Consider the following 13,265-nt stretch of genomic DNA (forward strand, 5'->3'; position numbering starts at 1 on the left):
TTTTATTTATAGTAAGTATATTAATATAAGAACGCTTTAATCAAATAAATTGATGTTGCGCCCCATGATAGGCGAGGCATAGGGCAGTCCTCGTGTCATAGCGGTTCGGCGTCAGTACGCAAAGCGTCATTCCAGTTCAAAAGCTCCGGTGTAAAGCCGATAATACTGCCCCTTCTGCGCGAGCAGCTCTTCGTGGCTGCCGCGTTCTATGATCCGTCCATGCTCCAGCACGATGATAACGTCGGCGTTTTTTACCGTGGAGAGCCGGTGCGCGATGACGAAAACGGTCCTCCCCTCCATCAGCGCGTCCATGCCGCGCTGGACGATGGCCTCCGTCCTGGTGTCAATGGAGGAGGTAGCCTCGTCAAGTATCATCACGGGCGGATCGGCGACGGCGGCCCTGGCGATGGAGATCAGCTGACGCTGCCCCTGCGAAAGGTTGGCGCCGTTGCCGAAGAGCGTCGTCCGGTAACCATCAGGCAGACGCGTGATAAAATCGTCCGCGCCGGCCAGCCTGGCCGCGGCGGCGCATTCTCCGTCAGCGGCGTCAAGCCTTCCGTAACGGATGTTGTCCATGACTGTCCCGGTAAAGAGGCTGGTATCCTGCAGAACGACGCCCACCGCGCGCCGAAGGTCGCTTTTTCTGATCCTGCCTATGTCTATTCCGTCGTAACTGATAGTGCCGTCGGCAATATCGTAAAAGCGGTTGAGCAGATTCGTGATGGTGGTTTTACCCGCGCCGGTAGCGCCGACGAAAGCCACCTTCTGCCCCGGTTTCGCGCAGAGCGTGATACCGTGCAGTATCTTTTTTCCCTTTTCATATTCAAAATCCACCTCCGAGAGACGTATGTCGCCGGTCAGCTTGGTATAGGAGGATCTTCCGCCAGCCGCGCCGGGAGATCTCCACGCCCAGACGCCGGTGCGTCCGCCGCATTCCGTGAGCCCGCCGTCTCCCCCTTCGCGGACGTTGACGAGCGTCACGCAGCCGCCGTCCGGCTCCGGGCGTTCATCCATCATCTCAAAGATACGTCTGGCGCCCGCGAGCCCCGCAACGACGGCGTTGATCTGATGCGTTACCTGGTTGATGTTGCCGACGAACTGTTTGGTCATGTTGAGAAAGGGCACTACGATGCTGATGCTCAGGGCCAACCCGGAGAAGCTGACGTTCGGCGCGTTGAAAATGAGCAGGGCGCCTCCGGTCAGTGCGACGGCGACATAGAGGATGTTGCCGATGTTGTTGAGGATCGGGCCAAGAATGTTGGCGTACCTATTGGCGCGTTCCGATTCCGTAAACAGTTCGTCGTTCAGCCTGTCAAAATCGGCTTTGCTTTCTTCCTCGTGGCAGAAGACTTTAACGACCTTCTGCCCGTTCATGATCTCTTCCGTCAGTCCCTCGACCCTGCCAAGAGCGGTCTGCTGCCGGAAGAAGTGCCTCGCGGAACCTCCGCCGACCTTCTTCGTGACGAAGTACATGACCAGCGTTCCCAGCAGCACCACCAGCGTCAGCCACAGGCAGTAGTAGAGCATTATCGCAAGGACCGTCGCGACTGTGACCGAAGAGACGAGCAGCTGCGGGAAGCTCTGAGAGATCATTTGGCGCAGCGTGTCAATATCGTTCGTGTAACGGCTCATGATGTCGCCGTGGTCATTGGCGTCAAAGTATTGGACGGGAAGACTCTGCATGTCGCCAAACATCCTTACGCGCAGCTTTTTCAGCGTCCCCTGTGTCATGACGGCCATCATCCGGCTGAATGTGAAGGAGGCGGCCAGAGAGATTGCATAGAGCACTATAAGAACGGCGACGATCCTAAGTATCCCTGCTCCGGCGGCGTTCCAGTCCCCGCTTTCCCAGCTTCCCTCCACGATGGCGATAGCTTTCTGCATAAAGACGGCGGGCAGGGCGCCCACCGCCGCGCTGGCCGCGATGCAGACTGCCGCGGCCGGCAGCATGAGCGGATAGAAATCCCGCATCGTTTTCAGCAGGCGCGCGGCGGTCCGCCAGTTAACGCCGTTATTCTTCATCCGTATCACCGGCCCTGTTCTGAAAATTATAGATGTCGCGATAGATATCATTCTCCGCCAGGAGCTCGGCATGAGTCCCCGCGGCACTGATGGAACCGCGGTCCATGACGATGATCCTGTCGGCATCCTGCACGGAAGTGATGCGCTGCGCGATGATGATCTTCGTCGTTTCCGGCATATACTCCCGCAATGCCTTCCTGATCGCCGCGTCGGTCCTGGTATCGACGGCGCTGGTGGAATCGTCAAGTATCAGTATTTTGGGCTTTTTCAGCAGCGCCCTCGCGATGCACAGGCGCTGTTTTTGCCCGCCGGAAACGTTGGTCCCGCCCTGTTCGATATGCGTGTCGTAACCGCGCGGCAGCCGCGCGATAAATTCGTCCGCGCAGGCCATCCGGCAGGCGGCCTTTATTTCCTCGTCGGTCGCTTCCTTGCCTCCCCAGAGCAGGTTTTCTTTGACGGTACCGGAGAAAAGAACATTCTTCTGCAGCACGACCGCAACCTGATTACGCAGCGTTTCAAGATCGTAGCTCCTTACGTCCGCTCCGCCGACCTTTACGACGCCCTCAGTAGCGTCGTAAAGCCGCGGGATCAGCTGGATCAGCGTAGATTTGGAGGAACCGGTGCCGCCGATGATGCCGACTGTCTCCCCCGAACCGATCCGCAGGTCAATATTTGAAAGGGCCATGCGCTTCGCTTCAGAAGAATATTTAAAGCTGACTCCTTCGAAAGAGACCGATCCGTCGGCCACGCCGTACAAAGGGGCTTTCGGATTTTCAAGCGAGCTTTTTTCCGTGAGGACCTCCACGATGCGTTTTCCCGACTCGTCCGCCATGACGATCATCACAAAAACCATAGATAACATCATCAGGCTATTCAGCATCATAAAGCTATAGGTAAGCAGCGCGGAAAACTGCCCAACATCAAGCCCGGCCGCACGGGTGACGATGATCGTACGCGAACCGAACAGAAGGACGAATATCATGACGGCGTACATGCAGAACTGCATCAGCGGACCGTTCAGCGCCAGGATCAGTTCCGCCTTCGTGAAATCGCGGCAGACATCCTCTGCCGCCGCGGTAAATTTTTCGAGTTCGTACTCCTCCCTTACGAATGATTTTACGACGCGGATGCCTTTCACATTCTCCTGGATCGAACTGTTCAGCTTGTCATATTTTTTAAAGACCTTTTTGAAGAGCGGCATTGTTTTGCGGATGACAAGCACCAGTCCAAAGGCAAGAAGGGGAACGGCAAAAAGGAATATCCACGCCATTCGCCCGCCCATCACGAAGGCCATCACAAAGGCGAATATGAGCATCAGCGGCGAACGGATGGCCATGCGGATGAGCATCATGTAGGCATTCTGCACATTGGTGACATCCGTGGTCATGCGCGTGACCAGTGAAGAGGCCATAAATTTATCGATGTTTTCAAATGAGTATCTCTGAATGCTGTAAAACATATCCTTGCGGAGGTTGCGGGCAAGGCCGCAGGAGGCAGTGGCGCAGGCGGCTCCGGCTGCGGCGCCGAAAAACAGCGACAATACGGAGCAGGCGCCCAAGGCGGCGCCGCAAAGGATGACCTCACCGATATCGCAGCCATTCTTGATCTTATTGATCAATATCGCGATGACAAATGGAATGATACATTCCATCGCAACCTCCAGGGAGACGAGGATAGGCGTGACGATCGATAACCTCTTGTACTCCCTGATACTTTTGGCAAGTTCCCTGATCATAAATACTGATGTTCCTTTCAAGGGCGGCGTTTCCGGCGGGAGTTGCGCGGCCCCTATTTCCTAATTTGCATACCGCGCGATCCGTGTGGGCCGTCAAAGCCGGACGGGGCAACCAGTTCGGCGTCATTTTCAACGCCCTCCCAATGCACGAGCATCCTGCCCAGCAGCTCGTGCAGGATGCCAAGTTCTTCTTCGGAAAAACACGACATCATGCGCTCCGCCTGCCTGCCGTATCTCATTCGCAGATATTTTCCCCGCTCTATCCCTTCCGCCGTCAGCTTCAATACGATATGCCTCCCGTCACGGCTGCTCCTTACCCTCTCGAGCAGCCCGCCGGCCTCCATCTTGATGATGATCTCACTGAGCGACCCCGACTGTATCCCCAGCTGGTCCTGAAGTTCACGCTGGAGCATTTCCGGCTGTTCCAGAAGGGCCGTAAGCACGCGCATCTGCCCGCCCTTGCTGTCAAAGCGGTGGTAGAGATAATGGCCGCTCATACACAACTGAGCCAGGACCTGATGCGATATAGGCCAATCCAGTTTCATGAGATGACCGCCTCCTTCGTTTTTTGTAATTTTAGCGTTTAAACAAAAATTGTCAAGGTACCTTGATATTTTTGGTATTGTCGTTTCCTACGACATCGCCGCGTTCAGGAAAGGCGGCGGACGGTATCTAACATACGAAGCGCCGGGCGATTTATATCATATTCTGCATGTGGCAGCCGCCGAGCTGGTAGTACAGACACTTTCTGCCGCTGCAGGGCGTGCAGGCACGGGCGGTCGTCGTTGTCTCGTTATCCGCCGACCCAAGCGCTATAAGAGAGCACTGCGTCTTCCCAGGCCGAAAGAACGCGCCGCCGGGCACGCTCACGCCGATAAGTTTTTCCGTATCGCCCGTCTTTGATATATTTTCTAAAAGATCTTTCGACAGACTTCCCATCCCGGGGTAGAATTCACCGTTGATATATAGATTATCACGGTGCGCGCATTCGTCTTTTAGCCAACGGATAAGCTGATCGTGCATCGCATGGAGCGCGATGGAACCTGCGATGTCCAACAGAAAGCCCGTTATTGTATTTTCTTTATCCGACGACAGCAGGCCCGCCTCTTTCTCAAGACCGGGGCCGATCGTCCATACCATCATTGCGGCCTTTGCAACAGAATCGTTCGTTTTCACGATGCCTGCGCCGAACTTTTCCTCGGCGTCCGCCGCCGGCATGAAGACGACGCGGGCCGCCGGGCGCAGAAGCTTTTCAGCGGCTTCATTCTCCCAGTAGTTTAAGAACTCGTCCAGCCCGATTTTTTCTTTGAGCCCTCTCCGCGTGTAAAATTTTTCAAGCGCGGAAAGGTCCGCTTTTAACGGAGGCCCTTCGGCGTTTAGTATTTTTTCAGGCGTTTCGTCCGCCGACGAATATAAGATGTTTATTCTTTTCATTGCCCGGCGCGCCTCCCGTTCGCAAATCAAAAGCCCATTGCGGCGACAAACCGCTCCTGAAAATCCGCCAGCGCAGAAAGTTCCACGTACTGCATCTTTTTAGCCGCCTCAAGCGTCCTTGCGTAAAAATCCGCGGACGCCAGCGCCATGCTTGCGCCCAGGCCGGACGTATTTTTCACGCTTCGTATCTTGTTTCTGTCAACGTTGGGCAAGAGCCCCACGGCGACGGCGCTTTCAATGTTTATGTTGTTTCCAAAAGCGCCTGCCAGGCAAACTTCCTCAAGCCGGGAGCTTGTGATCCCTTCCCGTTCAAGCATCGCCCCGATGCCGACTTTTATCGCCCCTACCGCAAGCTGCACCTCGCGAATATCCTTTTGCGTCAAATAAACGGGGTTCCGGCCGTCTGTCAGCAGCAGCTGCGCCATCCCGCCCTCCGCGCGGCACATCCTCTTTCCGATCAGCGGAGCCGCCGCCTTATCCGGAGAGTTGAACCTCCCGCCGCGGCCAATAACGCCCTCGCGGAGCGCCAACGCCACCGCGTCGATGAGCCCCGAGCCGCACAGCCCTTTAGGGGCTGCGCCGCCGATGGTCCGGCAAATGATATCGCCGTCAAGGACACGGACAGACTCGACAGCGCCGCCGCATGCGCGCATGCCGTATTTGATCCTGGCTCCTTCGAGCGCCGGTCCGGCCGCCGCGGCGCAGCAGTACATCCCTTTTGAATTTCCGATAACGATCTCATTGTTTGTGCCGATATCAACGAGGAGGCGCATCGTATCTTCCGTATCCATATTTAACGCGGCCGCGCCCGCGACTATATCCGCGCCGACATACCCCGCGACATTCGGCAACATCTTTATCATGCCAGCTTTGTTTATTTTTATGCCGACGTCCGAGGCGGGAAAGGGCGGACGGACGAGGAACTCCGGCCTGTACGGGCTGTGCCCGATGCTTTTTGGCGAGACTCCGCAGAACAGATGTTCCATCACCGTATTGCCCGCTATCGTAATTTCCGTTATATCATCTATTTGAATGCCGCTTCGGCGGGCCAAAAGCCCGATATTCCCGTTCATTTCTTTAACGAGCGTTTGCTGCGCGGCGCAAAGGCGCTCTTTCGATTCAGAGGAGAATGCGATCCTTGAAATGACGTCGTCACCGAAACGCACCTGCGGGTTGACGAAGGCGATCTTATTCATTTCTATGTGAGATTCGAGGTCGAAAAGATATAAAACGACCGTAGTTGTGCCGATGTCGACGGAGACGCCGCAGCCATGGGAGCCGGGACGCCAGTCTTCTATCGGGCGGGAAAAACCGTCGAGTATTTTATTGCCCTCGCTCCCCGCCCTGTCTATGACGAACACAGTACCGTCCGCAGCGATCTGCGCGCAGCACGCAAGACGAACGCCGTTTTTCAGCCCGTCTTCACCGAGGACGTCCTTTTCTCTCTGCGTCGGCGGCGACAGCGGGTCGAGCCCGCGCACCGTCTTCACTCTGCACTTTCCGCAGATCCCGGCGCCTCCGCAGTGCCGGCCGATCTCCGCGCCAGCCTCAGCCGCAGCGTCGGCAAGCGACTCCCCCGCCTTTACGTACGCGGTGATATTATCCGGCTGAAAGACTATTCTGTATTTTCTGTCGGGCATTGAAGTCCGTACCTCCGAACGTTGAACTATCGGCAAATACTTTATTTTACATTTTCTGCGGCATGGTTTCTCGCGATGCGTAACAATGCCGGGAGCCCGGCTGTTTTCAAAACAGGCGAATAACTATGGCTAAAAAACCTTCTTAAGCGTTTTGCTGACGGCTATTTCGAAAACCTGATTGATGTGCTTACGCATCAAATCCTGGGCTTCCAAAACTTGTTTGCTCCGTATCAGCTTTACGATCTCACGGTGCTCGTTTACCGAAGCGGGCGTGAATTTGTGCGGCGTGCCCATCCATGAGAGGCGCTGCAGTTTTTCTATGGTGTTCACGAGCTGTTCGAGCAATATTGGGTTTCCCGTGATCTGTGCGAGATACAGATGAAACTCTTCGTTTGATTCGGTTTGTTTTGAATGCTTCGCGGCTTCCGGAGACGTCTCCTGCCCTTCCGCCAAAAACTCAAGATGATCAAGCTGTTCTTTTTCGGCATATTGGGCGGCATAATAGATATTGGCGTTTTCCAGCACCGATCGAAACTGGAAAAGGTTGCGCATATCTTCCAGCGTGATTTCGCTTACCATATATCCTTTGTGCGGGAACACCTTAACGAGCCCGTCATGTTTAAGCAGAGAGAGCGCTCCCCTTACGCTTGTCGGGCTTGCGTCGTAGATTTCCGAAATCTGACGTTCCGTAAGGAATTCTCCCGGTTTCATGCGAAGCCCAATGATATCCTGCCTCAACGATTCATATATTTGCGTTACAAGGTCGCTCTTCTTCGTTCTGCCGCCCATGCTTTTCCACCTCAGTAAGTATTCAGAGAGTATCCGGATTTATATTCTCACAAGAGGCGGGCAGGTGTCAAGCCGCCGTTCCTTCAACCTTGCCGCACTCCGCCCGCTAATCCGCCCGGACGCCGGCCGTATGAATACTCCGCCGCCTCGTTCTATTTGCGCCCGCACTAACGCAGGCCGTCGACGGCCTCTTTTATCCTGCGCATACCTTCTTCGATATAATCATATTCCCGGCAGTAAGCGATGCGGATGTGCCCCGCGGCTCCAAACACCTCTCCCGGAACGACGGAGACGCCGGCGTTTTCCAAAAGCCACGAGCAGAACTTGAATCCGTCCATATTAAGCGAAGATATCCTGGGGAACGCATAGAATGCTCCGGCCGGCTTGATCGCCTCAAACCCCTCTATTCGCCCGATCCATTGCGCGACCATATCGCGGCGCCGCCCGTATTCGGCGATCATCTTTTTTACGTCGCCGTCGGCATGCGCGAATGCGGCCGCGACTCCGGCCTGTGCAAAAGAATTGGCGCAGGTCGTAAGGTTCTGATGACATTTATTGAGGTATGGCGTCATTTCTTCCGGCGACACGGCCCAACCTATGCGCCATCCCGTCATCGACCATGTTTTTGAGGCGGCCGAGACCGTAACTGTACGTTCTTCCATTCCTTTAAAGCTGCCGATGCTGACATGCTCGCCCTCATAAAGGAACTTTTCGTAACATTCGTCGGAGATAACAAGGAGGTCTTTGGAGATTGCTAACGCCGCTATTTCTTCAAGGTTGCCGCGCGTCAGCACCGCTCCGCTTGGATTATTCGGGGTGTTGATCAATATGGCTTTTGTCCTGGGCGTTATCGCCTCTGCGATATCGTCCACGCTCAGCGCAAAACCTCTTTCCATTGAGGTCGGGACATTGACCATGACGGCTCCGGTCAAGGCGATCTCGTCGGCGTATGCGGAAAAATACGGGGACGGCACGATTATTTCGTCGCCCGGGTCAAGGATCGTCAGCAGCGAGGCGGTGATCGCCTCCATCGCGCCGTTGGTGATCACGACGCCGCGCTGCGCGTTGGCCTGCATGTTGTTTTCTCTGCGGTATTTTTCCGCCACGGCCTCGCGCAGCTCTTCGGTTCCCTGCATATTTGTGTAGTGGACGTCTCCGGAGTCAAGCGCGGATTTTACCGCCTCTTTTGCGCACGCCGGTGAATCGAAATCCGGCCTGCCTATTTCCATATGAATTATGCTTCTGCCCTCTTTTTCAAGCTCATTCGCGCGGGAGAGTATTTCGCGGATCCCGCCGCTCATCTTTATCGAAGACATCCGTTTGTTCGGGAACTTAACGCTTGTCATCTCATATCTCCTTCTAACTTCGCATAAACTATCGCGTTTTGCGAAGCGAAAAAAGCTCTGCGCCAGGCGCGTCGGAAGCTCGGCGGCGCGCCTGTGCTACATGTTCTTGTTTGTATAAAATTCGTCTACAGCGTTAAAGAACGCGTCGATGTTGTCCCAGCTGCTCTGCGCCGGGATGTCGCATCCGGACGATATGACGAAGTTCGGGAACTGCCAGCACTCGTCGAGCACGCGCAGAGTGTCCTCGCGGATCGATTCCGGCGTGCCGTTGCGGAACTGCGAGGCGGGGTCTATGTTGCCCATCGCGATCACGTCGGGCGGAAGTAGCTCCATCATTTTTTTCATTGAGATGGAATTTCCGAAATGGTACGCGGAAGCGTTCAGCCGAAGCAGCGAATCCGTCATTTTCACCACGGAAGCCCCGCAGTTATGATAAATAACGGCAAAATCGTCGTCCTTGACGGCGTCTATGATCTCTTTGACATACGGCTCCGAGAATTTTTTTGCAAGGCCGGGAGAGAGTAGCCCCGTCAGCGGCTCCGCCATAACGATCCCGTTTGCGCCGGCGTCTTTGTATGCCTGTGAATACTTTATAAGGAACTGTACGGTTTTTTTCAGCACCGTGTGCATAATTTCAGGGTTCTCGATGCACATCATCATGGCCGTCGTCACGTCCACAAGGCGCCCCGCAAGCGAGAAGGGGCCGATAATGCCGGCAAAGACGGGGCGGTCGGTTATCAGGCCGCATGCTTTGGAGATGCCGTCTATATAGCACCCCGTGCGGAACGCGCCCACTTCGGGCACTTTTAAAGCGTCCGCGTCCTCCTGTGATTTTACCAACGCGCCGATAACGGTAGGGACTTCGTCGTCAAAAAAGCGCACGGTCGATCCAAACGCCTCCGCCTCGACGGAAAGATCCATCATGCTGACCGACGCGGAGGTGTCGAGCCTGTCCGCGATCATCTTCATGCCCTTTGCCTGCAGTTCGCTCCTGCCGATGAGTTCCGTCACGCTTATGCCCATCAACGACGTTGAGGGGAACGACAGCACCGGCATCGACTTTTTTCTCTTGACTCCTATTTGATCGTTTAACCATTCCTGTATAAGTTTCGACATTTTAGACATCCTCCCTGCATATATGATATAAAAATTTATCGTCGCGGCGCGGCCGCGCTTAATATTTTATTTTACGCCGAGCAGTTCTTTCGCGACGGAAACCGCGGAGGTCGCGTCGGAAGAATAATGCGCGCCTATCCTGGCGGCGAACGCCGGAGAGATCGGAGCGCCGCCGACCATTACCTGCACTTTGCCGTCAAGCCCCTCGCCTTTGATATCCTCTATGACCTCTCTCATTTTATCCATCGTCGTCGTCAGCATGGCCGACATGGCGAGTATGTCGGGATTTTCCTCTTTTATCCTGGCGATGATTTCCTTTGAGCTCTTGTCGACGCCCATGTTCACCACCTGGAACCCTGCGCCCTCAAGCATCATCTGCACCAGTTTCAACCCTATATCGTGCAGGTCGCCTTCGACGGTCACGGCAAGTACCTTTCCACAGGAAACGATGCCGGCATCCTTAAGATATGGAAAAAGGTATTCGACGCCCGCCTGAAGAGTCTTAGCCGACATCAACACTTCGGGAACGAACATTTCTCCGTCCTTGAAGAGCACGCCGACTTCCGTCATTCCGGCGATCAGGCCCTGCTTTAAAATTTCCCCGGCCTGAATATTTTCATCGATTGCCTGCCTGCACAGCTCTTTCACTTCACCTGGCTCTCCGTCCATAACGGCGCCGGATATTTCTTCTAAAATCATATTTTCTATCTCCTTTCACATATATTTTTCGCGGCGGCGGAAACAACAGGTATCCAAGGCCAAAATAATTTTACAGGCATTATCTTTCGCTCCAGATTTTTCCGGCGTCAGGCGGCATGTCCGGGAATTCCTTCCTTATTGCCTCCTCGATGTCGGGGTCGATCGGGAGCGGTTTATGGTTTGCCAGGATATCCCTAGCTATTTCGTTCGCTTTTTTGAGATACGAGGGAGACCCTGCCTCCTGCCACGTCGAAAAAGTTTTTCTGTCCGAAAGTTTGGGATAAAAGAATTCGGAGCGCATATACTGCATGGTTATCGGATCTTCAAGGAAGACACCGCCATGTCCCTGTTTTTTTATGGATTCAAAGCCCAGGGTCTCCTCGTTGACCTCGATCCCGCGAAGTACTCGTTTGGCCATTGCAGTATATTCATTGGCCATCACGTAAGCTTCATAGGAGAGATTTAAGCCGCTTTCTATCAGCCCGAACGTGCCATGCGCAAAATTGGCTCCCGACATGGACTGAAACATATCCCCCACGGCGATTTCCATTCCGCACTGCGCGTCGACGACCTTTGCATCGCTGTGCCCGCAGGTCGTATAGCTGGGGATATTATGCCAGTGCGCTATCTGGTTCGCCGCACAGTTCTGTATCCATCCTTCGACGGAGGCAAATGTGAACTCCCCCGTCCTGTGGTCCATGCTGACGGGAACGGCCGAATAAAAACACGGATGGCCGGCCTTCGCGAGCTGCACCGTTATGATTGTCATCAAAGCTTCAACATTGCAGAGAACAAGCTGAGAAGCCAGCGTGCCTGGACAGGTCGTGCCAAGCGTCGGGGCGGACGGCGAGGCGACGGGGAAGCCGTATTTTACGGATTCAAGCAATGTCTCGGTCCATTTCCCATCCATGATCAGAGGGCTGATGACGCCGCATACAAGCGTAAAGAACGGCCTTTCACGGCTTGCGCCTTCCTGCCCCAATATCATGTTGCAGAGCTTATATAATTTGGAAACGCTGGACGGCCTATAGATGCCCACAGACAGATGCTTTGACGAATTCTTCGCCATCGTGAAGGCCCTGACGATATCGGAATCTTCCCTCTTGACGTCGATTTCATGGGGATAACAGCAAACCTGGACGATGTCGGCATTCTCAAGGGCGTCGCAAAGGCGGGTGCCCGCCGCCAGATCATACAGCGTCGACTCGCGCCTCTCGCCCGTTTCAAGATCGGTGACGGTGACCGCCTCGCCGGCCGTGGCATTATAGACACGTGAACCTCCCTGAAGAATATTGTGCCTTGGGTCTCTGCCGTATTGAGTGAATTCCTTTGGGGCCGCGGCGATGCAATAATCTACGATCTCCTTGCCTATCTTGCATATTCCGGTATTCTCGTCTACTACCGCCCCGGCCTTGCGCCACAGCTCTCTTGCCGGCGCGGATTTTATACAGACGCCCACTTCCTCAAATATTTTCAGGGACGTGTTATGTATTTCCTCAATTTGCCCCTCTGTGAGAGGACGGTAAATATTTCCCTCATAGACAATTTTCTCGGCGCTTGCCCGCATTTTTGACCTTCGCATCATATATTGTCCTTTCTAAAGACAACTCGGCAAAATACTAAACGTTTTTGTCTTCGTTTGATCGATCCAGCGCGACCACGGCACAAAGTTCAAGTCTCAGGCCGAGATATATTTCCTTCGCAATAGTGGCGACCCTCGCCGGATAGCCGTTTGGAAAATACTTGGCATACGTGCTGCTGAAACCGGGAAAATCGTCGTTTGACAAAAGAATGACCTGAGTAAAGAGTACATCGTCAAGACCAGCGCCCAGCTTTTCTACAACTTTCTTAAGGTTGTCAAGCGCCCTGGCGGTTTCTTCTTCTATTGTTCCCCGCACCGGCTGATTATTTTCGTCAAGACTCATCTGCCCTGAAATAAAGGCAACCCCATTGGCATACGCGACGTCAGAATAGGTCTTCCCAGACCAGTCGGAAAGATTCAATACTTTTTTCATCATTAGAGATATACCTCCATTGTATTATTTGTAAATACCTTCATCTAATTTTTTCTCCATACTTCGACAGTTCCCTTTTCACCGTCGATTACAAGCCGGTCGCCGTCATGTATGACGGAAAAAGGATCCGGCTGCTTGACACAGACCGCGGGCGTATTGGTAGTTACAAGCGCCACTCCTACCCTTGTGTCAACGTTTTTAAGCACCCACCCTTTGGGCGAATGACCGTTGGCCTTCAATGCGGTGAAATGGCAAGACCATCCGACTGAGCCTTTCCCTCCCGGCACCACAAGGATCATGCCCGCCACGGATTCGCCCCTGTGTATGTTGTCTTTTTCGATAATGAGCCCTTCGCTTGTAATGCCGGACCATCCGGCGATACTGTCCGGCAGGACCATTGCGCGGCCTTCGACCTTGCCGTCAATCAGAGCTCTTCCCGTAAGAGAAGCTATCAGTTTTTCGTCCATGA

Annotated in this window: 12 protein-coding genes; all 12 read right to left on the bottom strand. The window is 54.3% G+C overall.

All coding sequences use genetic code 11. From position 1 onward, the window contains the following. Window positions 1–126: 126 nt before the first annotated feature. On the bottom strand, window positions 127–2,022 hold the full coding sequence (locus tag CLOEV_RS08370) for an ABC transporter ATP-binding protein (RefSeq protein WP_034443147.1): 1,896 nt from the start codon (window positions 2,020–2,022) through the stop codon (window positions 127–129). Continuing rightward, a complete protein-coding gene (locus CLOEV_RS08375) occupies window positions 2,012–3,757 on the bottom strand; it encodes an ABC transporter ATP-binding protein (RefSeq protein WP_034443152.1) in 1,746 nt (581 codons plus the stop codon). Before CLOEV_RS08375 ends, CLOEV_RS08370 begins: the two co-directional genes overlap by 11 nt. Before the next feature lie 53 nt (window positions 3,758–3,810). Then, entirely contained in the window at window positions 3,811–4,302 is a 492-nt protein-coding gene (locus CLOEV_RS08380) for a MarR family winged helix-turn-helix transcriptional regulator (protein WP_008711945.1), read from the bottom strand. 151 nt (window positions 4,303–4,453) lie between these two features. After that, window positions 4,454–5,191 carry a hypothetical protein gene (locus CLOEV_RS08385; protein WP_034443155.1) on the bottom strand — a complete coding sequence of 246 codons (738 nt, stop codon included), beginning with the start codon at window positions 5,189–5,191 and terminating at the stop codon, window positions 4,454–4,456. A 26-nt stretch (window positions 5,192–5,217) separates the two neighbouring features. Next, window positions 5,218–6,831, bottom strand: a complete 1,614-nt coding sequence (locus CLOEV_RS08390; RefSeq protein WP_051484990.1) for an ASKHA domain-containing protein — start codon at window positions 6,829–6,831, stop codon at window positions 5,218–5,220. Between the two features lie 129 nt (window positions 6,832–6,960). Then, on the bottom strand, window positions 6,961–7,620 hold the full coding sequence (locus CLOEV_RS16025; protein ID WP_051484991.1) for a GntR family transcriptional regulator: 660 nt from the start codon (window positions 7,618–7,620) through the stop codon (window positions 6,961–6,963). A 167-nt stretch (window positions 7,621–7,787) separates the two neighbouring features. Beyond that, window positions 7,788–8,966, bottom strand: coding sequence for a pyridoxal phosphate-dependent aminotransferase (locus CLOEV_RS08400; RefSeq protein WP_034443157.1), 1,179 nt, complete (start codon window positions 8,964–8,966; stop codon window positions 7,788–7,790). A gap of 96 nt (window positions 8,967–9,062) precedes the next feature. Next, complete coding sequence (locus CLOEV_RS08405) at window positions 9,063–10,082, bottom strand: uroporphyrinogen decarboxylase family protein (protein ID WP_034443159.1); 1,020 nt, start codon at window positions 10,080–10,082, stop codon at window positions 9,063–9,065. Between the two features lie 66 nt (window positions 10,083–10,148). Continuing rightward, a complete protein-coding gene (locus tag CLOEV_RS08410; RefSeq protein ID WP_008711959.1) occupies window positions 10,149–10,781 on the bottom strand; it encodes a cobalamin B12-binding domain-containing protein in 633 nt (210 codons plus the stop codon). A 79-nt stretch (window positions 10,782–10,860) separates the two neighbouring features. Then, entirely contained in the window at window positions 10,861–12,366 is a 1,506-nt protein-coding gene (locus CLOEV_RS08415; RefSeq protein WP_083829698.1) for a trimethylamine methyltransferase family protein, read from the bottom strand. 34 nt (window positions 12,367–12,400) lie between these two features. After that, window positions 12,401–12,799 (bottom strand): RidA family protein, encoded by a 399-nt coding sequence (locus CLOEV_RS08420; protein ID WP_008711961.1) that lies wholly within the window; start codon window positions 12,797–12,799, stop codon window positions 12,401–12,403. 41 nt (window positions 12,800–12,840) lie between these two features. Further along, on the bottom strand, window positions 12,841–13,263 hold the full coding sequence (locus CLOEV_RS08425; protein WP_008711962.1) for an aconitase X swivel domain-containing protein: 423 nt from the start codon (window positions 13,261–13,263) through the stop codon (window positions 12,841–12,843). Between the last annotated feature and the right edge of the window lie 2 nt (window positions 13,264–13,265).

Origin of the sequence: Cloacibacillus evryensis DSM 19522, from assembly GCF_000585335.1 — a bacterium.
Lineage (GTDB): Bacteria > Synergistota > Synergistia > Synergistales > Synergistaceae > Cloacibacillus > Cloacibacillus evryensis.